Origin of the sequence: Bosea sp. PAMC 26642 (genome assembly GCF_001562255.1) — a bacterium.
Lineage (GTDB): Bacteria > Pseudomonadota > Alphaproteobacteria > Rhizobiales > Beijerinckiaceae > Allobosea.
The window spans coordinates 1453587-1476116 of sequence record NZ_CP014301.1; the positions used below are offsets into that span (position 1 = coordinate 1453587).

The 22530-nt window shown below is 65.8% G+C and carries 23 protein-coding genes; 15 read left to right on the plus strand and 8 right to left on the minus strand.

Annotated features, from left to right (window positions below; translation table 11 throughout):
- The first annotated feature begins 1 nt into the window (after position 1).
- The 13 genes from AXW83_RS06820 to der all read left to right on the plus strand — a co-directional run bounded on the left by AXW83_RS06820 (position 2) and on the right by der (position 12594).
- On the plus strand, positions 2-1513 hold the full coding sequence (locus AXW83_RS06820) for an NADH-quinone oxidoreductase subunit M (RefSeq protein WP_066620008.1): 1512 nt from the start codon (positions 2-4) through the stop codon (positions 1511-1513).
- A gap of 12 nt (positions 1514-1525) precedes the next feature.
- The gene (nuoN, locus tag AXW83_RS06825) at positions 1526-2956 is read left to right on the plus strand and encodes an NADH-quinone oxidoreductase subunit NuoN (RefSeq protein WP_066611772.1); all 1431 of its coding nucleotides are present in this window, start codon (positions 1526-1528) and stop codon (positions 2954-2956) included.
- A 141-nt stretch (positions 2957-3097) separates the two neighbouring features.
- The gene (locus AXW83_RS06830; RefSeq protein WP_066611774.1) at positions 3098-3856 is read left to right on the plus strand and encodes a biotin--[acetyl-CoA-carboxylase] ligase; all 759 of its coding nucleotides are present in this window, start codon (positions 3098-3100) and stop codon (positions 3854-3856) included.
- Between the two features lie 124 nt (positions 3857-3980).
- Positions 3981-5651 (plus strand): ribonuclease J, encoded by a 1671-nt coding sequence (locus AXW83_RS06835; protein ID WP_066620011.1) that lies wholly within the window; start codon positions 3981-3983, stop codon positions 5649-5651.
- Positions 5652-5830: 179 nt separating this feature from the next.
- On the plus strand, positions 5831-6235 hold the full coding sequence (mce, locus tag AXW83_RS06840) for a methylmalonyl-CoA epimerase (protein WP_066611776.1): 405 nt from the start codon (positions 5831-5833) through the stop codon (positions 6233-6235).
- Positions 6236-6252: 17 nt separating this feature from the next.
- A complete protein-coding gene (locus tag AXW83_RS06845; RefSeq protein ID WP_156639850.1) occupies positions 6253-6642 on the plus strand; it encodes a RidA family protein in 390 nt (129 codons plus the stop codon).
- A complete protein-coding gene (locus AXW83_RS06850; protein ID WP_066611779.1) occupies positions 6639-6869 on the plus strand; it encodes a DUF1467 family protein in 231 nt (76 codons plus the stop codon). Before AXW83_RS06845 ends, AXW83_RS06850 begins: the two co-directional genes overlap by 4 nt.
- A gap of 383 nt (positions 6870-7252) precedes the next feature.
- A complete protein-coding gene (locus AXW83_RS06855; protein ID WP_066611781.1) occupies positions 7253-7798 on the plus strand; it encodes a peptidylprolyl isomerase in 546 nt (181 codons plus the stop codon).
- 23 nt (positions 7799-7821) lie between these two features.
- Complete coding sequence (locus tag AXW83_RS06860) at positions 7822-8463, plus strand: hypothetical protein (protein ID WP_066611783.1); 642 nt, start codon at positions 7822-7824, stop codon at positions 8461-8463.
- Positions 8463-8933 carry a peptidylprolyl isomerase gene (locus AXW83_RS06865; RefSeq protein WP_066611785.1) on the plus strand — a complete coding sequence of 157 codons (471 nt, stop codon included), beginning with the start codon at positions 8463-8465 and terminating at the stop codon, positions 8931-8933. Before AXW83_RS06860 ends, AXW83_RS06865 begins: the two co-directional genes overlap by 1 nt.
- A gap of 23 nt (positions 8934-8956) precedes the next feature.
- Entirely contained in the window at positions 8957-10048 is a 1092-nt protein-coding gene (gene queA / locus AXW83_RS06870) for a tRNA preQ1(34) S-adenosylmethionine ribosyltransferase-isomerase QueA (protein ID WP_066611787.1), read from the plus strand.
- A 303-nt stretch (positions 10049-10351) separates the two neighbouring features.
- Positions 10352-11014 (plus strand): tetratricopeptide repeat protein, encoded by a 663-nt coding sequence (locus tag AXW83_RS06875; RefSeq protein ID WP_066611788.1) that lies wholly within the window; start codon positions 10352-10354, stop codon positions 11012-11014.
- A 155-nt stretch (positions 11015-11169) separates the two neighbouring features.
- Positions 11170-12594 carry a ribosome biogenesis GTPase Der gene (gene der / locus AXW83_RS06880; RefSeq protein ID WP_066611790.1) on the plus strand — a complete coding sequence of 475 codons (1425 nt, stop codon included), beginning with the start codon at positions 11170-11172 and terminating at the stop codon, positions 12592-12594.
- Positions 12595-12778: 184 nt separating this feature from the next.
- On the opposite strand, the gene AXW83_RS06885 is transcribed toward der, so the two are convergent.
- The 6 genes from AXW83_RS06885 to AXW83_RS06910 form a co-directional block, all read right to left on the minus strand.
- Positions 12779-13525, minus strand: a complete 747-nt coding sequence (locus tag AXW83_RS06885) for an SDR family NAD(P)-dependent oxidoreductase (RefSeq protein ID WP_066611792.1) — start codon at positions 13523-13525, stop codon at positions 12779-12781.
- A gap of 9 nt (positions 13526-13534) precedes the next feature.
- Positions 13535-15007: an amidophosphoribosyltransferase gene (gene purF / locus AXW83_RS06890; RefSeq protein WP_236841844.1), complete on the minus strand. Its 1473-nt coding sequence runs from the start codon at positions 15005-15007 to the stop codon at positions 13535-13537.
- A gap of 42 nt (positions 15008-15049) precedes the next feature.
- Positions 15050-15733 carry a CvpA family protein gene (locus tag AXW83_RS06895; RefSeq protein ID WP_066611796.1) on the minus strand — a complete coding sequence of 228 codons (684 nt, stop codon included), beginning with the start codon at positions 15731-15733 and terminating at the stop codon, positions 15050-15052.
- Between the two features lie 106 nt (positions 15734-15839).
- Positions 15840-17237, minus strand: coding sequence for a DNA repair protein RadA (gene radA, locus AXW83_RS06900; protein ID WP_066611797.1), 1398 nt, complete (start codon positions 17235-17237; stop codon positions 15840-15842).
- A 167-nt stretch (positions 17238-17404) separates the two neighbouring features.
- Positions 17405-18535: an alanine racemase gene (gene alr / locus AXW83_RS06905; RefSeq protein WP_066611798.1), complete on the minus strand. Its 1131-nt coding sequence runs from the start codon at positions 18533-18535 to the stop codon at positions 17405-17407.
- Positions 18532-20019 (minus strand): replicative DNA helicase, encoded by a 1488-nt coding sequence (locus tag AXW83_RS06910; RefSeq protein WP_066611800.1) that lies wholly within the window; start codon positions 20017-20019, stop codon positions 18532-18534. The genes alr and AXW83_RS06910 overlap by 4 nt, the downstream gene beginning before the upstream one ends.
- Positions 20020-20223: 204 nt before the next feature.
- Between AXW83_RS06910 and AXW83_RS06915 the strand changes: the two genes are divergently transcribed.
- Both AXW83_RS06915 and AXW83_RS06920 read left to right on the plus strand, forming a co-directional pair.
- A complete protein-coding gene (locus AXW83_RS06915; protein WP_066611802.1) occupies positions 20224-20472 on the plus strand; it encodes a plasmid stabilization protein in 249 nt (82 codons plus the stop codon).
- Positions 20469-20882: a type II toxin-antitoxin system VapC family toxin gene (locus AXW83_RS06920; protein WP_066611808.1), complete on the plus strand. Its 414-nt coding sequence runs from the start codon at positions 20469-20471 to the stop codon at positions 20880-20882. The genes AXW83_RS06915 and AXW83_RS06920 overlap by 4 nt, the downstream gene beginning before the upstream one ends.
- 66 nt (positions 20883-20948) lie before the next feature.
- On the opposite strand, the gene rplI is transcribed toward AXW83_RS06920, so the two are convergent.
- Both rplI and AXW83_RS06930 read right to left on the minus strand, forming a co-directional pair.
- The gene (rplI, locus tag AXW83_RS06925; protein WP_066611809.1) at positions 20949-21512 is read right to left on the minus strand and encodes a 50S ribosomal protein L9; all 564 of its coding nucleotides are present in this window, start codon (positions 21510-21512) and stop codon (positions 20949-20951) included.
- A gap of 35 nt (positions 21513-21547) precedes the next feature.
- On the minus strand, positions 21548-22492 hold the full coding sequence (locus AXW83_RS06930; RefSeq protein WP_066611810.1) for a DUF2232 domain-containing protein: 945 nt from the start codon (positions 22490-22492) through the stop codon (positions 21548-21550).
- Positions 22493-22530: the final 38 nt, after the last annotated feature.

Sequence of the window (22530 nt, forward strand, 5' to 3'; positions counted from 1 at the left end):
GATGTTCGGATTCGGAATCCTCACCGGTCTTCTCGTCCTGCCGCTGGTCGGCGCGGCCTTCATCCTGGCGCAGCGCGGCGACGACGCTTCGGTCGACTCCAATGCGCGCTATGCGGCGCTTGCCGCCACGGTCGCGACCTTCGTGCTGGCGCTGGTCGCCTGGGCGCGCTTCGAGCCGGGCAATCCCGGCTTCCAGATGGTCGAGACCCATGGCTGGGTGTCGGATGCGATCAAGTTCAAGCTCGGCGTCGACGGCTTCTCCTTCCCCTTCGTCGTGCTGACCGCCTTCCTGATGCCGTTCTGCATCCTGGCCTCCTGGGTCTCGGTGACCAAGCGCGTGCGCGAATACATGGTCGCGTTCCTGATCCTCGAGACGCTGATGATCGGCGTCTTCGTGGCGCTCGATCTCGTGCTGTTCTACCTCTTCTTCGAGGCCGGCCTGATCCCGATGTTCCTGATCATCGGCATCTGGGGCGGCAAGCGCCGGGTCTACGCCTCCTACAAGTTCTTCCTGTACACGCTGCTCGGTTCGGTCCTGCTGCTGCTGGCGCTGATGGCGATGTACTGGCACGCCGGCACCACCGACATCCCGACGCTGCTGGCCCATAAGTTCCCGGCCGGGATGCAGACCTGGCTGTGGCTCGCCTTCTTCGCATCCTTCGCGGTGAAGATGCCGATGTGGCCGGTCCATACTTGGCTGCCCGACGCGCATGTCGAGGCGCCGACGGCGGGCTCCGTCATCCTGGCGGCGATCCTGCTGAAGATGGGCGGCTACGGCTTCATCCGTTTTTCGATCCCGATGTTCCCCGAGGCGTCGCAATATTTCGCGCCCTTCGTCTTCGCGCTCTCCGTCATCGCCATCGTCTACACCTCGCTGGTGGCGCTGATGCAGGAGGACATCAAGAAGCTGATCGCCTACTCCTCGGTCGCCCATATGGGCTTCGTCACCATGGGCCTGTTCACCCTGACGCCGCAGGGCATCCAGGGCGCCATGTACCAGATGGTCAGCCACGGCCTGGTATCGGGCGCGCTCTTCCTTTGCGTCGGCGTGGTCTACGACCGGATGCACACCCGGGAGATCGCCGCCTATGGCGGGCTGGTGAACCGGATGCCGGTCTATGCCGTCATCTTCATGGTCTTCACCATGGCCAATGTCGGCCTGCCGGGCACGGCCGGATTCGTCGGCGAGTTCCTGACGCTGCTGGGCGCCTTCAAGGCCAATCCCTGGGTCGCCTTCATCGCCACGTCGGGCGTCATCCTCTCGGCCTGCTATGCGCTCTGGCTCTATCGCCGCGTCATGTTCGGGGATCTGGTCAAGCCGGAACTCAAAGGCATCACGGATATCGACCGTCGCGAGGCGGCGATCCTGGTGCCGCTGGTGGTGCTGACGATCTGGTACGGTATCCGCCCGGGCACGATCCTCGACGCCTTCGCCGCACCGACGGAAGCCCTCATCAAGAATTATCAGGCCGCACTCACCGCCGCGAAAACGGCGATGCTGGTCGTGCAGTAAGGTCGAGACAAAATGACCGCCGTCCCCGCCCTCGGGCCCGCACTGCCGGAAATCGTCCTCGCGCTCGGCGCCATCGCCATGGTGCTGTTCGGCGCAATCCGGGGCGAGCGCGCCACGCGCCTGCTCGAAGGCTGCGCGATCGCGCTCTTCGCGCTGGCGCTCGTGCTGGTCCTGTCGGGTGAGGGCAGGGTCTTCACCTTCAACGACGGCTTCGTCGCCGACGGCTTCGCGCGCTTCATGAAGGTTCTGACGCTGCTCGGCGCGGCCGCTGCGATCATCCTGTCGTCGGACAATCTGCGCCGCGACGGCTCGATGCGCTTCGAATTCCCGATCCTGATCGTGCTCGCCACCATCGGCATGATGATGATGATTTCGGCCAACGATCTCATCAGCCTCTATGTCGGCCTTGAACTGCAGTCGCTGGCGCTCTACGTCGTCGCCGCCTTCGACCGCGACAACGCCAAATCAACCGAAGCCGGCCTGAAATACTTCGTTCTCGGCGCGCTCTCCTCGGGAATGCTGCTCTATGGTTCGTCGCTGGTCTACGGCTTCACCGGCACGGTCAACTACACCGGTATCGCGGCCGCCGTGCAGCACGGCCATCCCGGCATCGGCCTGATCTTCGGCATCGTGTTCATCGCGGCGGGCCTCGCCTTCAAGATTTCGGCCGTGCCGTTCCACATGTGGACGCCCGACGTCTATGAGGGCGCGCCGACCCCTGTCGCGGCCTTCTTCGCCTCGGCCCCGAAGATGGCGGCGATGGCCATGATGGTGCGCGTCTTCGTCGGCGCCTTCCCCGGCGCGCTGCACGAATGGCAGCAGATCGTCGTCTTCATCGGCATCGCCTCGATGGCGCTGGGCGCCTTCGCAGCCATCGGCCAGAGCAACATCAAGCGCCTGCTCGCCTATTCCTCGATCGCCAACATGGGCTACGCGCTGGTCGGCCTCGCCGCCGGCACGGCCGCCGGCGTCCAGGGCGTCATGGTCTACATGGCGATCTATCTCGCCACGACCTTGGGCGCCTTCGCCTGCGTGCTGATGATGCGTCGCGACGGCAAGGCGGTCGAGGAGATCGGCGAACTCGCCGGCCTGTCGCGGACCAATCCCTGGATGGCCTTCGCGCTCTCGATGATGATGTTCTCGCTTGCCGGTATTCCGCCGCTGGCGGGCTTCTGGGCGAAATTCTACGTCTTCCTCGCCGCGATCGACGCCAAGCTCTATGTACTTGCGGTGGTCGGCGTCGTGACCAGTGTGATCGGCGCCTATTACTACCTGCGCCTGGTCAAGATCATCTATTTCGACGAGCCCAAGCCCGCCTTCGAGCAGGGCGATATCGGCGTGCGCGCGGTGCTGCTTGTTTCGGCGGGGTTCGTACTGGTGCTCTCGCTGCTGCCGGCCCCGCTGTTCAACTCCGCCGCGGCGGCGGCGAAGTCGCTGTTTTGAACGGCTGTCATTCCGGGGCGCGCAGAAGGCGCGAACCCGGAACCCACGACGGGATGACGCGCGACACCATGCATCGCAGCCGTTCGCCCGGTCGTGGGTTCCGGGTTCGCTGCTGCGCAGCGCCCCGGAATGACAGCAGCCATGCTGGGTGAAGTCGCCCGCGCCTCCGGTTACCGGTTGATCATCCGCGACGAGGTCGGCTCCACCATGGAGGAGGCGCGCCGGGCGCTCGACCAGAGCGACGCCGGCAAGCTCTGGATAGTCGCCCGAAGCCAGAATTCCGGACGAGGCCGCCATGGCCGGCAATGGGGCTCGCCGCCGGGAAACCTCTATGCCAGCCTGCTGCTGACCGCGCCTTGCGAGCCGGCGCTCGCCCCCCAACTCGGCTTCGTCGCGGGACTTGCTCTGCATGATGCGGCGGCCCGAATGATCGGCCCGTCAGCGCCGGACCTCGCCCTGAAATGGCCTAACGACCTGCTGATCGGCCGTGCCAAGACCGCGGGCCTCCTGCTCGAAGGCGAAAGCCGGGGAGCGGTGTTCAGCGTCGTCATCGGCTTTGGCGTCAACATCGCCTCCTGTCCGCAAGACACGCCCTATCCCGCCGCCTTTTTGAAGGAACACCAGCCGCAGGCCAGCGTCGAGGCCATGCTGGCGGCGCTCAGCGATGCCTGGGTCGCGCGCCTCGACGCCTGGTCTCAGCCCGGCGGCTTCGGCTCGACGCGCGCCGCCTGGCTTGAGCGCGCCGCCTTTCTCGGTGAGACCATCACGATCCGGCTCGGCGAGGGGCCGGTCAGTGGTCGCTTCGACGGGCTCGACCCGTCAGGTCGGCTCGAACTGGACACATCCGAAGGCCGCCGCCTGATCGATGCCGGCGATCTTTATTTTGGCGCATCGACCTGAGCGAACCCGTCCGATGCTGTCCTCGCCTTCGCATCCCGCTATGGAGACCTGCCGCCTCGCGTGTTAGGGCTCCCGCAACGCCTTCGCGCGCATGCGCTATCCCTTGTCCCAGTCAGGATTTTTCGTGACCCGTTCCAGCGACCAGCTCGTCTTCGTTCCCCTCGGCGGCCTCGGCGAGATCGGCATGAATGCCGCCCTCTACGGTTTCGGCCCGGAAGGCCGTCGCAAATGGATCCTGGTCGATTGCGGGTTGTCCTTCGCCGGCCCCGAGGCGCCCGGCGTCGATATCGTGCTGCCCGATCTGCGCTACATCATCGAGGAGCGGGCGAACCTGCTGGGCATCGTCATCACCCACGCCCATGAGGACCATATCGGCGCGCTTGCGGCGCTCTGGCCCTCGCTTCGCGCGCCGGTCTACTGCACCAAATTCGCCGCAGGCCTGCTGGCGACGCGACGCCTGTCGGAGCCGGGCGCGCCAAAGGTGCCGATGCATGTCGTGGCGCAGGGCGGGCGCGTCACGCTCGGCCCCTTCGACATCGAATTCGTCCCCGTCGCCCATTCGATCCCGGAATCGAACGCGCTCGCCATCCGCACTCCGGTCGGCCTTGTCGTCCACACCGGCGACTGGAAGATCGACCCGACGCCGCAGGTCGGACTGCCGACCGATGAGAAACGCTTGCGCGAACTCGGCGACGAGGGCGTGATCGCCATGATCTGCGACTCGACCAACGTCATGCGCGACGGCACCAGCCCGAGCGAGGCCGATGTCGCAGCCAAGATCAAGGAACTGGTTCATTCGGCACCGGGCCGTGTCGCCGTCACCACCTTCGCCTCCAACGTCGCCCGCCTGCGCGCCGTCGCGGAAGCAGCCATGGCCGACCAGCGCGAGGTCGTCGTCGTCGGCCGCGCCATGGACCGCGTCATCGATGTCGCGCGCGAATGCGGCTATCTCGACGGCATCCCGGCCTTCCGCTCGGCCGACACCTATGGCTACCTGCCGCGCGACAAGGTCGTGTGCCTGCTCACCGGCAGCCAGGGCGAGCCGCGCGCCGCACTTTCCCGCATCGCGGGGGACGACCACCCCGAGATTGCTCTGTCTCCGGGCGACCGCGTGATCTTCTCGTCGCGTACCATTCCGGGCAACGAGAAGGCCGTCGGCAACATCCTGAACGCGCTCGCCCGCGATAACATCGAGATCATCACCGACCGCACCCATCTGGTTCATGTCTCCGGCCACCCGCGCCGCGAGGAGATGGCCAGGCTCTATGGCTGGCTCAGGCCGAAGATCGCCATCCCGGCCCATGGCGAGGATCTGCATCTTTCCGAGCACGCGACCTTCGCGCGTGGTCTCGGCGTCAAGACCGTGATGCGCGCCGTCAATGGCGACGTCATCGCGATCACGGCCGACGGTGCCAGCAAGATCGACGAGGTCACCCATGGCAGGCTCTATCAGGACGGCAACCTGCTGGTGAATTCGCTGGAAAAGACCATCGCTGAACGCCGCAAGCTCTCCTTCGCCGGCATGATCTCGGTTGCGGTCGCGATCGACGAGAAGGGCGGGCTCGCTGGCGACCCTGAGATCGCGGTGCTCGGCCTGCCGCCGCGTACCCGCGACGGCACGGATTTCGACGAGTACGTCGCCGACGCCGTCTCCGAACTGATCGACGGCATCCCCAAGGCGCGCCGGCGTGACCCCGAAGCCCTGCGCAACGCGCTGGAGCGCGGCCTACGCAGCGCCGTCAACGAGGAGTGGGGCAAGAAGCCGCTGGTGCACGCGCTGGTGATCGAGGTTTAAACTGGCGCACATTGCACGGAGACGCACCGTCATCCCGGACGCAGCGAAGCGGAGATTCGGGATCCATCGTAGCGAACGACGTTGTCTTATGATGGATCCCGGATCGGCGCGGCTTCGCCGCTTGTCCGGGATGACGAATTGGTCAGTGCCAGAATGGTAAGCTCGATGAAGGGGAAGCCATGATCGGACGCCTCAACCACGTCGCCATCGCCGTGAAGGATCTGGCGGCCTCGACGGCACTCTACCGCGACACGCTTGGCGCGCGGGTCTCGCAGCCGCTGCCGCAGCCGGATCACGGCGTTACGGTCGTCTTCGTCGAACTGCCCAACACCAAGATCGAGCTGCTGGAACCGATGGGACCTGATTCCCCGATCGCGAAGTTCCTGGAGCGCAACGCCGACGGCGGAATCCATCACATCTGCTACGAGGTCGACGACATCATCGCCGCGCGCGACAAGCTGAAGGCCGATGGCGCTCGCGTACTTGGCTCCGGCGAACCGCGGATCGGCGCTCACGGCAAGCCGGTGCTGTTCCTTCACCCGAAGGATTTCTGCGGCACGCTGGTCGAGCTCGAACAGGCGTGAACCCGAATGAGACGCTCATGATCGATTTCTTCGGCCAGCCGGAGGTGGGCTCCTCCCGGCCTTTCAGCGAGGCGACGAGCGCTGGCGGGCTGATCTTCGTCTCCGGTCAGTCCGCCCCGCATGATCCGGCGCGCGGAGTGTATCGCGGCAACACGCCCGCCGACGAGGTTCGCAACGCGCTTGAAAAAATCGCCAAAATCCTGATCGAGGCAGGAAGTTCGCTCGATCGCGTCGTCCAGATGACCATGCTGATCACCGATCCGGCCGACTACGCCGCTTGCAACGCCGAATATGTGAAGCATTTCCCGGCCGGCCTGCCGGCACGGCACACCGCGCGCTTCGGCGTGCCGACCGAAGCCCGCGTCGCCTTTTCCTGCATCGCGCTTTCGAATGAGAGCCAGTCATGACCGTGGCTGGCGGGTTGGCGGTCTACTTCGTGATCTGGTGGACGGTGCTGTTTGCAGTACTGCCCTTCGGCGTCAGCAGCCAGGCCGACGCCGGCGAGGTAACGCAAGGCACCGAACCGGGCGCGCCGGTTGCGCCGGGTCTCGTCAGGAAGGCACTGATCACGTCCGTGATCGCAGCGGCGGTGTTTGCGCTCGTCTGGTATATCTGGGCGACCTTCGACCTGTAGCCTCGGTCCGCAAAACTGCAAAAAGAAAAGGCAGGGCCCGAGCCCTGCCTTGGAAGTCTATTTTTACCGCAGTAAAGGCACGCATCTATTTGTGCGCAACTCATATACTAGGCGGGCGTTTATTCCTCCCAAGACCTGGTCCGCGGCGCTCAAGTTAGAACCGAGCGTGCCCAGCCCCAAATGATTAGCGGATTGTGACAGGCCTGTCACCAGTTTAGGCACGCCAAGCCTCATCTTTTTGCAAATTTATTCTCGTTTGCACTTGTGCAGTGCAGCAAACGCCCCGTGTCGCTTCAGCCCGGCCTTGTTCCGGCCAAAGGTTGCCGCTACGACCTCGAAATCGAGAGATCAGCCGATTATTTCGGCAATCATGGAGAACCTTGATGTTGCGCCCCGCTTTCGTTGCTCTTGCTTTCGCCGCCTCGCTCGGCGCCGCGCACGCCCAGGCCCCGGATCCCAACAACACGCTGGTGCTCGAGACCAAGGATGGGAAGGTGACGATTCGCCTGCGCCCCGATCTCGCGCCCAAACACGTCGCGCAGATCAAGACGCTGGCGAAGCAGGGCTTTTATGACGGCATCGTCTTCCACCGCGTCATCGACGGCTTCATGGCCCAGACCGGCGATCCGACCGGCACGGGCACCGGCAAGTCGGAGCTTCCGAACCTTCCGGCCGAATTCACGCCGACACCCTACAAGGTCGGCTCGGTCGGCATGGCGCGCTCACAGTCGCCCGATTCCGCCAATTCGCAGTTCTTCATCTGCTTCGAAGGCTGCGGGCCGCTGACCGGCCAGTACACCCTGTTCGGCGAAGTCGTCTCCGGCATGGATGCCGTCCGCAAGATCAAGAAGGGCAGTTCGGCCGCCAACGGCCAGGTGACCTCGCCTGACAAGATCGTCCGTATGCGCCTGCTGGCGGACGCAAAGTAAACCGAACGGGGAGGGCCGGGAGGATGATGCGCACGGCTCTCGCTTGTCTGGCCTTGATGCTGCCTCTTGGAGCCGCCGTCGCTCAGGAGACGCGCGATCTCGGTCTGCCGCCGCAGTCGGGTTCGCAATATCCCGTGCTGCCGCCGCAATCAGGCTCGCAGAACCCGGTCCTGCCTCCGCAGTCGGGCCAGCGCTATGTGCCCGGTGTCGGCGGCCAATTCAGCGGCGACGACATTCCCGGCAGCGAGCAGCGGCCGGGTCAGTCGCCGCGACGGTCGGGCAGCGGCGAGATCGGCGTTGCGGGCTCGCTTGCGCCTTCGACGCAAGCCTTCGCGGGCGAGGAACTCGATCGCCTCGCCGATATCGCTCCTGCTTTACGCCGGTGCTGGCAGCCGCCCGAAATCGATGGCCCCAACGCCGGCGCGATGGCGACCGTCCGCTTCAGCCTGCGTCGCGACGGTACGCTCTTCGGCCAGCCCCGCGTCACCTGGGAAGCCACGCGCACCGAGCCGGATCTGCGTCAGCGCTTCACCGACTCGGTCGTCGCCGCCGTTCGCGGTTGCACACCGATGAGGTTGTCGCCGCAGCTCGGAGCGAGTATCGCGGGGCGACCTTTCACCATCCGCTTCCACGGCCGCGCGCCGTCCAACGAAAAGGCAATCTGATGTCTCTCGATCCCGAAAACACCCTCGTTATGGAAACCACCAAGGGGAAGGTGGTCATCAAGCTGCGCCCCGATCTCGCCCCCGGCCATGTCGAGCGCCTCAAGACCCTGTCGCGCCAGGGCTTCTATGACGGCATCGTCTTCCATCGCGTCATCGACGGCTTCATGGCGCAGGTCGGCTGCCCGCAGGGCACCGGCACCGGCGGCTCGGATCTGCCCGACCTCAAGGCCGAGTTCAATGCGGAGCCGCACGTCCGCGGTATTTGCTCGATGGCCCGCTCGTCGAACCCCAACTCGGCCAACAGCCAGTTCTTCATCGTCTTCGACGACGCCCGCTTCCTCGATAAGCAGTACACCGCCTGGGGCGAAGTCGTCGAAGGCATGGAGAACGTCGACAGGATCAAGCGCGGCGAGCCGGTGCGCGAGCCCGATTCGATCGTCTCGATGAAGGTGATGGCGGACGTCGCCTGAGCCGTCGTGCGGCCTGATTGCAAATGAACATCGGGCTTTTCGATTTCGATCTCCCCGAAGCCCGCATCGCGCTGAGGCCAGCAAGCCCGCGCGATGCGGCGCGCCTGCTCGTCGTCAGGCCAGATGCCGCCGAGCCCTGCGAGGATCGCAGCATCGGCGATCTCGTCCGCCTGCTCCGGCCGGGCGATGCGCTGGTGCTCAACGATACCCGCGTCATTCCCTCGCGACTCCATGGCCGCCGTCATCGCGGCGACGTCTCGGCCCGCGTCGAAATCATGTTGCACAAGCGCCAAAGCGGCGATCGCTGGCTCGCCTTCGCTCGTCCGGCCAAAAAACTTGCCCTCGGCGAGACGATCCTCTTCGGCAGCGACGCCGCTTCCAATACCTGCGAACTCGGCCGCCTCGAAGCCGAAGTCGTGGCGAAAGGCGAGGGCGGCGAGGTCGAGCTTCGCTTTGCGCTCGCCGGCCCGGCGCTCGACGAGGCTATCGCCCGGCTCGGCGAATTGCCGCTGCCGCCCTATATCGCCGGCCGGCGCAAGACCGACGCGGCCGATGCCGCCGACTACCAGACGATGTATGCCCGCCACGACGGCGCCGTCGCCGCGCCCACCGCAGGCCTGCATTTCACGCCCGAACTGATCGCCGCGCTCGATGCCGGCGGGATTTCACGCCATCTCGTGACCCTGCATGTCGGGGCGGGCACGTTTCTTCCAATGAAGGCCGAAGACACGCGCGACCACCATATGCATTCCGAATGGGGGCAGGTCTCCCCCGTCACGGCCGCAGCGCTCAACGCGGTCAGAGCCAATGGCGGCCGCATCGTCGCGGTCGGGACCACCTCGCTGCGTCTGCTCGAAAGCGCCGCGAGCGAGGACGGAACCATAGCCCCCTTCAGCGGCGACACGGCGATCTTCATCACCCCGGGCTATCGCTTCCGCGCCGTCGACATGCTGCTGACGAATTTCCACCTGCCGCGCTCGACGCTCTTCATGCTCGTCAGCGCCTTCTGCGGCCTCGACATCATGAAACGCGCCTATGCCCATGCGATCGCGAAGGAATACCGGTTTTATTCCTATGGCGACGCAAGCCTACTGCATCGGGCACCGCAGGAGTAGTCCAGATACTGGACATCGATGTCCACGCCTGCGTGGTTCTATTCGCCACCGCCACAACACCGCGTCATCCCGGACGGAGCGAAGCGGAGATCCGGGATCCATCGTAAGGCGCCGCGGTGCTCGATGATGGATCCCGGATCGGCGCGGCTTCGCCGCTTGTCCGGGATGACGGAGCGTTTGCCGGCGGAACGGAGCTGCTTGCTCTAAGCGAGGTGGTCGAAACGGTTCGCAAGCTGCTGTTCCGGCTCGCAATCCCGCCACGAAAATGCTACCGCGCACGACAACAGGGAAACCCGACGGGCCATGGCCGATATTTTTCGTGAGATCGACGAGGAGGTGCGCCGCGACAAGGCGGCCGCCATCTGGAGCAAATACGGCAGCGTCTTCATCGCGCTCGCAGTGATCGCGGTCGCCGCCGTCGCCGGCTGGCAGTACTGGCAGCATCGCGAGGCACAGGCCTCCCAGGCCGTTGGTGCCAAGCTCGAGGCGGCCCTGAAACTCTCCCGCGACGGCAATGGCGAGCAGGCCGAGGCTAGCCTCAAGGACCTCGCTGCGACCGCACCGGCCGGCTATCGCCAGATCGCCCGCTTCCGCCTTGCAGCTGAAACAGCCAAGCGCGACGCCGCTGCCGGCGCTGCCGAATTCGACGCGCTGGCCAACGATGGCGGGTTGGAACAGCTCTACCGCGATCTCGCCCGCCTGCGCGCCGGCATGCTGCGGGTAGACCTGCTGCCCTATGCGGAGGTCCGCACCGCTATGGAGCCGCTGACCATACCGCAGGGCGCCTGGCGCCATTCGGCCCGGGAGTTCCTCGGCATCGCCGCGCTCAAGGCCAACCTGTTCGAAGATGCCGGCCGCTGGTTCGACGCCATCGTCACCGACCCGCAGGCGCCGCAGGTGCTGCGGCAACGTACCGACCTCTATCTCGCGCTGGTGCGCGGCGGCCCGGTCGAGACGAAGAACTAGGTCCTGTCATTCCGGGACATCGCGGAGCGATGGACCCTGAACCCGTGACTGGCTGCAGCCGCCCGACGCGGCCGGCATACAGTCGCGGGTTCCGGGTTCGACCTTTCGGCCGCCCCGGAATGACGAAGGGGCTGTGCTGTTGTATTGGAACGAACATGACCGCAACCGTCGCCATCATCGGCCGCCCCAATGTCGGCAAGTCGACGCTGTTCAACCGGCTCGTCGGCAAGAAGCTCGCGCTCGTCGATGATCGGCCGGGTGTGACCCGCGACCGGCGCGAGGGCGAGGCCTCGCTCGGCCATTTGCGCTTCACCATCATCGACACGGCCGGGCTGGTGGAGGAGGCCGACAAGGAGTCGCTCGCCGGCCGCATGCGCGCCCAGACCGAGACCGCGATCGAGCAGGCCGACGTCATCCTGTTCATGATCGACTCCCGACTCGGCATCACGCCGATGGACCAGCCCTTCGCCGACCTGGTGCGCCGCTCTGGCAAGCCGGTGATCCTGCTCGCCAACAAGGCGGAAGGCCGCAAGGGCACCGACGGCATCTTCGAATCCTACGCGCTGGGCTTGGGCGATCCCGTGCCGTTCTCGGCCGAGCACGGCGAGGGCACATCCGATCTCCTGGAGGCATTGGCGCCTTTCGTCGATGAGGAGCCCGAAGAGGAAGAGGCCTTCGACGAGAGCTATGGCGACAAGCGCTGGGTGGATGCGCCGGCCGCTGCCGGTGAGGAGGACGAGGAATACAACGACCCGAGCAAGCCGCTGCGCGTTACCATCATCGGCCGCCCCAACGCCGGCAAGTCGACGCTGGTCAACCGGATGATCGGCGAAGACCGCCTGCTCGTCGGTCCGGAGGCCGGCATCACCCGCGACACCATCTCGGTCGATTACGAATGGCGCGGCAAGCCCGTGAAGCTCTTCGACACGGCCGGCATGCGCAAGCGCGCCCGCATCGAGGAGAAGCTCGAGAAGATGTCGGTGCAGGACGCGCTGCGCGCGATCCGCTTCGCCGAGGTCGTGGTCGTGCTGCTCGATGCGACGATCCCCTTCGAGAAGCAGGACCTGACGCTGGTCGATCTGACCGAGCGCGAAGGCCGCTGTGTCGTCATCGGCCTGAACAAATGGGACCTCGTCGCCGACAAGAACGGCCTGCTCGCCGAGCTCAAGGAGAAGGCGCATCATTTGCTCGCGCAGGTGCGCGGCGTGCCGATCGTGCCGCTCTCAGGGTTGGCGGGCGAGGGCATCGACCGGCTCATGCAGGCCGTCTTCGGCGCCTACGATGTCTGGAACAAGCGGATCTCGACCGCGCGGATCAACCGCTGGCTCGAAGGCGTGCTCTCGGCCCATCCGCCACCAGCCGTCGCCGGCCGGCGCATCAAGATCCGCTACATGACGCAGGCCAAGGCACGCCCGCCGACCTTCGCCCTGTTCGGCAACCAGCTCGACCATCTGCCGGTGTCCTACACGCGCTATCTCGTCAACAACCTGCGCGAGGCTTTCGAGCTCCCGGGCACGCCTGTCCGCCTGCACACGCGCGGCGGCGAGAACCCCTATGACAAGGACAAGCGGGCGGGCTGAGGCGCCTTCCCTTCTCCCCTTGCGGGAGAAGGTGCCCCGAAGGGGCGGATGAGGGGTCACACGGGGCTGTCCGCGTGCGGCACATCAAACCGAGAGCGGCAGCGTCGCGCGACCCCTCATCCGTCTCGGCTTCGCCGAGCCACCTTCTCCCGCAAGGGGAGAAGGGAAGGCGCGGGCGTCGCTTTCAAGCCGGCATCTGCGGCGCGATCACCTTGCCTTGCGGGAAATCGAAGATCTTGCCGGTCTCGGTCCAGTCGGGCGAGGCCATTGCGACCAGATGCGGCGCCAGATCCTCCGGCGTCCGCAGCGTCATCGGATCCTCGCCCGGCATCGCCTCGGCGCGCATCTTGGTCCGCAGCGGCCCCGGATTGACCAGCATGACCTTCGTTGCCGTCGTCACGGTTTCGGCCGCATAGGTCCGCGCCATCGCCTCGACGGCGGCCTTCGAGATCGAATAGGGCCCCCAATAGGCCAGGCATTTATGGGCCGCGCCCGAGGACATCAGGATCACGCGAGCCGCTGTCGATCTCTGCAAGGCGGGCTCGACCGATTTAAGCAGCCGCCAGTTCGCCGTGACATTGGTGTCGAAGACCTGCGCCCATTCCTTCGGTGTGACATGGGTAAGGGGGGTCAGCGGCCCCAGCATACCGGCATTGGCAAGCAGGATGTCCAGCCGGCCCCAGCGCTCGATCAGCGCAGGTCCAAGTCGCTCGATCGCCGGTTCGTCTGACAGATCGACAGGCACCAGCGTCGTGCTGCCACCCAGCGCCTTGATCTCGTCATCGAGTTCCTCCAGCGCGCCCGTCGTCCGGGCGAGCGCCACCACATGCGCGCCGGCTTGTGCGAAGGCGATGCAGGCGGCCCGGCCGATCCCACGCGACGCGCCGGTGACGAGCGCGACGCGTCCTTCCAGAGGCTTCGAGATCGACATCCTGGGAGGTCAGCCGGCCTCGGCCAGCAGCGAGACCCGCTGCTTGGCGCTCTCGCCGATCACATCGGTCAGCGAGGTCGGATAGTCGCCGGTGAAGCAATGGTCGGTGAACTGCGGCCGGACGGGGTCGCGGCGCTCATGGCCCATGGCGCGATAGAGCCCGTCCACGGACAGGAAGGCCAGCGAATCGGCCCCGACGAACTGGCGCATCTCCTCCAGAGTGTGGGTTGCGGCCAGCAGCTTCTCGCGGTCGGGCGTGTCGATCCCGTAATAGTCGGGATGGGTGATCGGCGGCGATGAAATGCGGAAATGCACCTCGCGCGCGCCGGCCTCGCGCATCATCTTGACGATCTTGAACGAGGTCGTGCCGCGCACGATCGAATCGTCGACCAGCACGATGCTCTTGCCCTCGACGACCGAACGGTTGGCCGAATGCTTCAACCGCACGCCGAGTTCGCGGACCTTCTGCGTGGGCTCGATGAAAGTGCGTCCGACATAATGGTTGCGGATGATGCCGAGCTCGAACGGGATGCCGCTCGCTTGCGAAAAACCGAGCGCGGCGGGCACGCCGGAATCCGGCACGGGGACGATCACATCGGCATTGGCGGGCGCTTCCAGCGACAACTGCGCGCCCATGCGCTTGCGGCGCTCATAGATGCTCTGGCCCTTCACGATCGAATCGGGACGGGCGAAATAGATGTACTCGAAGATGCAGGGCCGTTCGGCGATCGGCGGGAACGGCTTGTGGCTCTCGATACCGTTCTCGGAGATGACGACGACCTCGCCATTCTCGATCTCGCGGATGAATTTCGCACCGATGATGTCGAGCGCGCAGGTCTCCGAGGTCAGAATGGGCGCACCGTCGAGCTCGCCCAGCACCAGCGGGCGGATGCCGAGTGGATCACGCGCGCCGATCAGTTTCTTGTTGGTGATGCCGACGAAGGCATAGGCGCCCTCGATCTGGCGGATCGCCTCGACGAAGCGTTCAATGAAATGCGGTTTGCGGCTGCGCGCGACCAGATGCAGCAGCACCTCGGTGTCGGAGGTCGACTGATAGATCGCGCCGTCGCGCACGAGGTTGCGACGCAGCGTCAGCCCGTTGGTCAGATTGCCGTTATGGGCGACCGCAAACCCGCCGCCATGCAATTCGGCGAAGAGAGGCTGGACGTTGCGCAGGATCGTCTCGCCGGTCGTCGAGTAGCGCACATGGCCGACGGCCTGCGCGCCCTTGAGCTTCTCGATCACCGAGGCCTCCGAGAAGGCGTCGCCGACAAGGCCGAGGCGGCGCTCCGAATGGAAACGAGAACCGTCGAAGGTGACGATGCCCGCCGCTTCCTGGCCGCGATGCTGGAGCGCGTGCAGGCCCAGCGCCGTCAGCGCTGCCGCATCCGCATGGCCGAAGATGCCGAAGACGCCGCATTCTTCCCGCAGCCGGTCGGCATAAGGATCGAAAGCGGATTCTTTCTCGGTGTGCGAGATCATCTGCATCTCCATGCTGCTGCGCGGGGCAGTCTTACGCTCGAATTACGGACGTGTCGGGGCAGGCGTGGCGGGACGGCTGGCATCGATCGCGCGCTGCAGCGCCTGTCGATCGGTGGCATTGGGAACCTCGGTGCGGCGCTGCGGCTCTGCCGTCGGATTGACCGGCGCGCGCGGCTCCTCGGCCGGCGCGTCGGTCGGCTCGTCGCCGGTCTTGGGCTTCAGCATCTTCTTGATGATGTCGGAATTGATGTCCTGCGGTAGCATCGCCAGCAGGGAACGCCCTGTTTCTTCAAGGATCGGCTTGGCCCGCGCCTCGCGCGCCCAGGGCGGCTGAAGCTTCTCGGGGACCAGCGCGGTGAAGAATAGGTAGCCGATCACGGCCAGCAGTAGGCCCCTGCCGGCGCCGAACAGGAAGCCGAGCGTGCGGTCGAGGGCGCCGATGCGCGAATCGAGCACGAAATCGGAAATCCGCGCCGTGATCAGCGACACGACGATAAGCGTCACCAGGAAGAGCGAGGCGATCGATGCGATCAGCGCGATCGTGTCGTTGGGGATGTACTGCTTCAGGATCGGCAGAAGCTGGGGATGGAACACCCATGCAACGGCCGCCGCCGCCACCCAGGACGCGATCGCCAGCACTTCGCGCGTCAGCCCGCGCACGGCGGCCAGCAATGCCGAGATCAGAACCACGCCGATGACGACGAGATCGAGGATGGTGACAGGCATCGAAGCGGCCGCTTTGTTCTAGGTCGGGGTGGCCTGCGCTAGATGGGCTGGCCGTCACGGTTTTGCTATACGCGCTCGCGCCCCGCACGTCACCATTGCGCCGGCGTCATTTCACATCTCGGCGAGGCGCACGGGCCGCGATATCGGCAACAAGTTCCGTGACATGGCCGAAACGTCGCAGTGTCAGGCCGCCGCCATCGCCGAAATCGGCTCCGCCGACCGGCATCAAGGCCGACTCGAAGCCAAGCTTCGCCGATTCGCGCAGCCGTGCCGCCGCAACGGAGACAGGACGGATCGCGCCGGACAGCGCGATCTCGCCGAAATAGACGGCCTCCGCAGGCAGGATCGAACCGCTGAGCGAGGAGACCAGTGCGGCCGCGACGGCCAAATCCGCAGCCGGCTCGTTGACCCTCAGGCCGCCGGCGACGTTGAGATAGACGTCGTGCTGGCCGAGACGCAGGCCCCCATGGGTTTCCAGCACGGCCAGCACCATGGCAAGCCGGCTGTTCTCCCAGCCCACGACGGCACGGCGCGGCGTGCCCAGCGCGGTTGGCGCGACAAGTGCCTGGATCTCGACCAGGACCGGCCGCGTGCCTTCCATACCGGCGAAGACCGCCGCACCCGGCGCCGCCTGATCGCGACCGGCCAGGAACATCGCCGAGGGATTCGTGACTTCGGACAACCCGAGCCCGGTCATCTCGAAGACACCGATCTCGTCTGTCGGGCCGAAGCGGTTCTTCTGGGCGCGCAGGATGCGAAAGGCGTGCACGCCCTCGCCCTCGAACGAGAGCACGGCGTCGACCATGTGTTCGACCACGCGGGGCCCCGCGATCTGCCCGTCCTTGGTGACGTGGCCGACGAGGATCAGGCAGGCACCACTGGTCTTGGCGTAGCGGATCAGAGACTGCGCCGAGCCGCGCACCTGCGTCACCGTGCCGGGTGCGCTCTCGACCTCACCCGACCACATCGTCTGGATCGAATCGATGATCACGAGGGCAGGGCGGGGGCCCTGGCTCAGCGTCGCGATGATGTCCTCGACATTGGTCTCCGCGGCGAGATCGACCGGCGCGTCGGCGAGCCCCATCCGCTCGGCCCGCAGCCTGACCTGACCGGTCGATTCCTCGCCAGAGACATAGACGACACGCTGCCCCGACAGCGCGAGCGCGGCGCAGGCCTGCATCAGCAGCGTCGATTTGCCGATGCCGGGATTGCCGCCCATCAGCAGCACGGAGCCCGGCACGAAGCCGCCGCCGGTCACCCGGTCGAGCTCGCCGATCCCGGCCTTGATGCGCGGCGCGTCCTGGGTGTCGCCCTTAAGCGTCTCCAGCGCGAAGACGCGGCCACGCGGCTTGCCGCTCGACGATGTCCGTCCGCCCGGCACCGGCGCGGCCTGCGCCTCCTCGGACAGCGACGACCATGTCCCGCAGGAATCGCATTTGCCCTGCCAGCGGTGATAGACCGCGCCGCAGGCTTGGCAGATGTAGGTGGGGCCGCGCTTGGCCATCAGGCGGTCCCCATTGTCATTCCGGGGCGCGGCACAGCCGCGAACCCGGAACCCACGACGGGACGCGGTCTTTTCCAAACGCAGTCGAGTGTGCTCGCCCGGTCGTGGGTTCCGGGCTCTTCGCTACGCGAAGCCCCGGAATGACAAAGCGGGTGCCAGTCAACGCGTCACAACCCGACATATCGGCGCGCATGACGCCGGCCGAGGCTCGTCAGGATCTCGTAGCCGCTGGTTTTAGCGCCCGCCCCGACCACGTCGAGATCGAGCGGGCCGCCGATCAGCGTCACCGGTCCGCCGCGAACCGCGCTGCCCGTCGGCGCCTCGCTGACATCGACGATGATAAGGTCCATCGAGACGGTCCCCACGAAGGGGCAGACCACCCCGCCGACGACGGCGGAGCCGCCACTGGACGCGTCGGTCCAGCTCGCATTGCGTGGATAGCCGTCGGCATAGCCGAGGCAGATCGTGGCGAGCCGGCGTTTGCCCTGCGCCGTCCAGCGCCCGTTATAGCCGACCTGCGTGCCGGCCTCGACCTCGCGCAGCTGGATGATGCGGGCCTCGAGCCCGACGACGGCTTGCATCGGATTGGGCCGTCCCGGCGTCGGGTTGCCGCCATAGAGCGCGTAGCCGGGGCGGGTCAGCGCATAGGACGGGCAATCCTTCAGGAAATGGCCCGAGGAATTCTTGAGCGAGGCCGGAATGCCAGGAAGGGCAGCGGCGATCTCGGCAAAGGCCGCGATCTGCCGCGCGTTGGCCGGGTCCGCCTCGTCTTCGGAGGAGGCGAAATGGCTCATCAGCAGGCCGATTCCGGCTGCCGAAACGACGCTCGTCCGCTCGCGCGCCAGATTGAGCCCTTCGCCCGGCCACAGGCCGAGCCGGTTCATCGCCGTATCGACATGCAACGCCGCCGGCCTCGCATTGGCCCCCGCCTGCCGGAACGCAGCCCATTCCAGCAGCTCCTCATGCGATCCCAGAACCGGCGAAAGCTCGTGCCGGGCATAGCCCCCGCAGGTTCCGGGCAGAAGCCCGTTCAGCACATAGATCGTGGCATCTGGCGCCACGGCCCGGGCCCGCGCGCCCTCCGACAGATGCGCGACGAAGAAGGTCTTGCAGCCCGCAGCCGAAAGCGCGGTTACCGCGGGTTCGATCCCGATGCCATAGGCGTTCGCCTTGACGACGGCGGCAGCCTCCGTGCCGGCGCGCGCACCCAGCGCCTGCCAGTTCGCGACCAGCGCGCCGAGGTCGATCGTCAGCGTCGCGCCGGCCAGATCGGGATCGGGCGTGTCGAAGGGGCTCATAGGCGATCCGGCAGATGGGATTCGTCGGCGCGATCGGAAAAGCGCGTCACATCGGCATCGAACTGCAATTGCACCGTCCCGGTCGGGCCATGGCGCTGCTTGCCGATGATCAGCTCGGCCAGCCCATGGGCGGCCTCCATCTCGATCTGCCATTTGTTGTGATCGTCAGTGCCGGGGCGTGGCTCCTTGCCCTTGAGGTAGTATTCCTCGCGGTAGACGAACATGACCACGTCGGCATCCTGCTCGATCGAGCCCGATTCACGCAGATCCGACAGCTGCGGCCGCTTGTCGTCGCGGCTTTCGACCTGACGCGAAAGCTGCGAGAGCGCCACGATCGGTACCGAAAGCTCTTTGGCCAGGGCTTTCAGGCTCGTCGTGATCTCGGTCAGCTCCTGCACGCGGTTCTGGCCGTTCTTGCCGGAGCCGGACAGCAGCTGGAGATAGTCGATGAAGAGGACGTCGAGCCCCTTCTGGCGCTTGAGGCGACGGGCGCGGGCGACGAGCTGCGCGATCGAGATGCCGCCGGTCTGGTCGATGTAGAGCGGCAGTTTCTCGATCTGGCCGGCGACATCGGTCAGCTTTGCGAAATCGCTTTCGGTGATCCGCCCCTGCCTGATCTTGTAGGACGAGATACCCGACTGCTCGGCGACGATGCGGGTCGCGAGCTGGTCGGCCGACATTTCGAGCGAGAAGAAGGCGACGATCGCACCATCGACGGTCTTGATCGAGCCGTCGGTCTGGCGCTCGCCGCGATAGGCTTTCGCCATGTTGAAGGCGATATTGGTCGCCAGCGATGTCTTGCCCATTGCCGGGCGCCCGGCGAGCACGATCAGATCCGACGGCTGCAGGCCGCCCATACGCTGGTCGAGATCGCGTAGACCCGATGAAATGCCCGACAGGCCGCCGGCGCGCTGATAGGCGCTGGCCGCCATGTCGATCGCGAGCCGCAGCGCCCCGTCGAACTTCTGGAAACCGCCCTCATAGCGGCCTTTTTCCGCCAGCTCGTAAAGCTTGCGCTCGGCCTCCTCGATCTGCTCGCGCGGTGGCAGATCCACCGGCGCATCATAGGCGACGTTGACGAGATCCTCACCGACCCCGATCAGCTGGCGGCGGATCGCCAACTCGTAGACCGTGCGACCGTAATCGCCGGCATTGATAACCGTCGTCGCCTCGGCGGCGAGGCGCGCCAGATACTGCGAGGCGGTGATCCCGCCGAGATCCATCTCGCCGACGAAGGTCTTGAGCGTGATCGGCGTCGCAATCTTGCCCGCGCGGACCAGGCTCGCCATCAGCTCGAAGATGCGCTGGTGGATCGGCTCGAAGAAATGGTCCGGCAGGAGGAAATCCGAAACCCTGTAGAAGGCGTCGTTATTGACCAGGATCGCGCCGAGCAAAGCCTGCTCCGCCTCGATGTTGTGAGGCTGGACGCGGTACTCCGCCTCGCGGTTGTCGAGACGGGTGACGAGGGCGGTTGCTGTGGCCATGGGCTCCGATAAGTCACAAGTGAGGTGTCATGTAACCGGAACAAAATAAGAACACAACAATTGACCGCACATGTACCCGCTGTCCACAGACTCGAGCGCTCAAGAGCTGGGCCAGTACCGTGTGGCTGCCATCAAGCCACCAGGTGCCATCTTGATGGCAGATCATGCCGAGGCTAGTATCTGCCATTATTTTAGGAGGTCGACATGGCCGAACCGCAATTGTCCGTTCGCAGCGCCCGCGCCCGCGACATCGCCCATCGCCTTGCGCAGCGGGAGAAGCGCACCGTGGCGCAGGTCGTCGAGCGCGCGCTGGAACGCTATGAAGCGAGCGAAGCCGCGCGCGAGCCTGCGGCTGAATTCTATGCGCGGATGCGCGCTGATGAAGGTGACGACATTGATCTAATGGAATTCATCAACGAAGCGCGAAAGCCTCACACCGGCATCGATCTGTGATCTTTGTTGATACAAACGTCGTGTCGGAGACCATGCGGAGCGAACCGGACGTTCGCGTAAGCGCCTGGCTGAAGCGCCACGATGCCGAGCTTTCTCTTTCGACCATCGTCCTTGCGGAAATCGCCTTCGGAATCGAACGCATCCGGCCGGAGCAGCGTGCCCACCGTTTCGAGCAGAGACTGCAGGCGTTGCGTCGACGATTCTCAGGAAAGCTCTTCACGTTCAACGAGGAGGCCGCCCTAGTCTATGGCGAGTTCATGGGGCGGGCAGTGCGTCAGGGGATTATCGTCTCCATGGCGGACGGAATGATTGCCGCGATCGCACTGGTCAATGGCGGACAACTGGCGACTCGGAATTTCAAGGATATTCGGACGACTGGCCTGACGCTGTTCAATCCCTGGACCGATTAATCTCATTACGAGAAAAGGCGTCGCGATCGCTCGCGACGCCTTTCATCAGACGGCCGGAGCCATGCCTCAGCGATCGTCCTCGCCGGCTTCCGCCAGCGCCGCGCCGACTTCCAGGCCGAGATCGTCGAGGTCGAACTCCTCGCGGGCCGTGACGTTCTCGCCGCGGACCTGGCGCTCGGCCTCTTCCGCCGAACGGGCGATGTTGACGGTGACCGTGACCGAGACTTCCGGATGGAGCACGACCGGAACGGTGTGCAGGCCCAGTGTCTTGATCGGGGCGTTCAGCGTCACCTGGCTGCGCGCGACGGTGAAGCCGTCGGCGCTCAGTGCCTCGGCGATGTCGCGGGTAGAGACCGAACCGTAGAGCACGCCGGATTCGCCCGACTGGCGCAGCATCACGACCGAGTGCCCGTCCAGCGTCTCGGCAACGCTTTCGGCTTCCGACTTCAGTTCGAGATTGCGCGTCTCGAGTTCGATGCGCTGGGTCTCGAAGCGCTTGCGGTTGTCCTCGGTGGCGCGCAGCGCCTTGCCGCGGGCGAGAAGGTAGTTGCGGCCGAAGCCATCGCGGACGCGGACGACTTCGCCCATCTGGCCGAGCTTGGCGACGCGTTCGAGCAGGATCACTTCCATGGTGGTTTCTCCTAATCAGTCTTGAGGGTGAGGGTTCAGGCGGTTGGAGGAGGTGGCGGCAGGGCGCGTCTGCGCAGCCCGACCAGAGAATCGACGATGCCGGCCAGCGCCAGCAACGGGGTGAGCACGGCCTGCATCACGATGAGCGCGACATAGACCGAGACCAGCATCGGTGTGCGCCAGGGCTTTCCGCGCGACAGATCGTGCAGCGTCGCGAGCCCGCTGAACATGAAGCCGGCGAGCAGGGCGCCGGCCATCGCGGCGCCGGCCACGCCGACGAAACCGTCGAGCCATGCGACGACGAGCGCGAGGGCCAGAAGCAGCAGCGCCTGGCGCGGCAGCGAGGTCGAAGGAATGAACGGCCACGGCCTGGGCAGCCGGCCCGACACCTGCACCGCCTTGGCGGCGAGCCACAGATTGGCGGCGATGGTCGTGACGAAGGAGGCGCCGATCCCGACCGGAACCGCGGGTGCGAGAGTCTGCGCCAGATCCGCTAGCCGGACATCAGCCGGCAACGTGACAAGCTTGCTGCGCACCATCTCGCCGAGCAGGCTCTCGATGACGCGGGCGATGACGGAGCGATACATCTCGTAATCTGTCGTCATCACCAGCGCACTGCCGATGGTGGCGAGCGCGGCGGTGGCGGCGATCCAGACCATCAGGTGCCCCAGCGGGTACCATTCCGCTGCCCCGGCCCCGTCGATGCGGGCAAGCAGCGCGAGATAGGCGATCCACCAGGCCGGCAGCGCGATGATCACGGCGAAGGCCAGGCCGGCCGACAGGCTGAGCGATACGGCAACGGCCACTGTGCCCGCCGCGATTGCAGCGAGCCCGGCGCGGTGATTCCAGCCTAGAGCGGCGATGAAGATCGGGAGGGGCGCTGCCGAATACAGCACGACGGCCAGCGGCGATCCTGTGATCACCACCGAGAAGAGCAGGGCCGCAACGAGACCCGCGCCGATGCCGACGATCGGAAGCATATATTTCGTCCTGCTGTCCCGCTGCTCGACCTCCCTTG

What these genes read in the sequence shown, in the direction of transcription:
- AXW83_RS06820 (WP_066620008.1), top strand. Translation starts at nt 2, where the DNA reads ATGTTCGGATTCGGAATCCTCACCGGTCTTCTCGTCCTGCCGCTGGTC.
- nuoN (WP_066611772.1), top strand. Translation starts at nt 1,526, where the DNA reads ATGACCGCCGTCCCCGCCCTCGGGCCCGCACTGCCGGAAATCGTCCTC.
- AXW83_RS06830 (WP_066611774.1), top strand. Translation starts at nt 3,098, where the DNA reads ATGCTGGGTGAAGTCGCCCGCGCCTCCGGTTACCGGTTGATCATCCGC.
- mce (WP_066611776.1), top strand. Translation starts at nt 5,831, where the DNA reads ATGATCGGACGCCTCAACCACGTCGCCATCGCCGTGAAGGATCTGGCG.
- AXW83_RS06845 (WP_156639850.1), top strand. Translation starts at nt 6,253, where the DNA reads ATGATCGATTTCTTCGGCCAGCCGGAGGTGGGCTCCTCCCGGCCTTTC.
- AXW83_RS06850 (WP_066611779.1), top strand. Translation starts at nt 6,639, where the DNA reads ATGACCGTGGCTGGCGGGTTGGCGGTCTACTTCGTGATCTGGTGGACG.
- AXW83_RS06855 (WP_066611781.1), top strand. Translation starts at nt 7,253, where the DNA reads ATGTTGCGCCCCGCTTTCGTTGCTCTTGCTTTCGCCGCCTCGCTCGGC.
- AXW83_RS06860 (WP_066611783.1), top strand. Translation starts at nt 7,822, where the DNA reads ATGATGCGCACGGCTCTCGCTTGTCTGGCCTTGATGCTGCCTCTTGGA.
- AXW83_RS06865 (WP_066611785.1), top strand. Translation starts at nt 8,463, where the DNA reads ATGTCTCTCGATCCCGAAAACACCCTCGTTATGGAAACCACCAAGGGG.
- queA (WP_066611787.1), top strand. Translation starts at nt 8,957, where the DNA reads ATGAACATCGGGCTTTTCGATTTCGATCTCCCCGAAGCCCGCATCGCG.
- AXW83_RS06875 (WP_066611788.1), top strand. Translation starts at nt 10,352, where the DNA reads ATGGCCGATATTTTTCGTGAGATCGACGAGGAGGTGCGCCGCGACAAG.
- der (WP_066611790.1), top strand. Translation starts at nt 11,170, where the DNA reads ATGACCGCAACCGTCGCCATCATCGGCCGCCCCAATGTCGGCAAGTCG.
- AXW83_RS06885 (WP_066611792.1), bottom strand. Translation starts at nt 13,525, where the DNA reads ATGTCGATCTCGAAGCCTCTGGAAGGACGCGTCGCGCTCGTCACCGGC.
- purF (WP_236841844.1), bottom strand. Translation starts at nt 15,007, where the DNA reads ATGATCTCGCACACCGAGAAAGAATCCGCTTTCGATCCTTATGCCGAC.
- AXW83_RS06895 (WP_066611796.1), bottom strand. Translation starts at nt 15,733, where the DNA reads ATGCCTGTCACCATCCTCGATCTCGTCGTCATCGGCGTGGTTCTGATC.
- radA (WP_066611797.1), bottom strand. Translation starts at nt 17,237, where the DNA reads ATGGCCAAGCGCGGCCCCACCTACATCTGCCAAGCCTGCGGCGCGGTC.
- alr (WP_066611798.1), bottom strand. Translation starts at nt 18,535, where the DNA reads ATGAGCCCCTTCGACACGCCCGATCCCGATCTGGCCGGCGCGACGCTG.
- AXW83_RS06910 (WP_066611800.1), bottom strand. Translation starts at nt 20,019, where the DNA reads ATGGCCACAGCAACCGCCCTCGTCACCCGTCTCGACAACCGCGAGGCG.
- AXW83_RS06915 (WP_066611802.1), top strand. Translation starts at nt 20,224, where the DNA reads ATGGCCGAACCGCAATTGTCCGTTCGCAGCGCCCGCGCCCGCGACATC.
- rplI (WP_066611809.1), bottom strand. Translation starts at nt 21,512, where the DNA reads ATGGAAGTGATCCTGCTCGAACGCGTCGCCAAGCTCGGCCAGATGGGC.
- AXW83_RS06930 (WP_066611810.1), bottom strand. Translation starts at nt 22,492, where the DNA reads ATGCTTCCGATCGTCGGCATCGGCGCGGGTCTCGTTGCGGCCCTGCTC.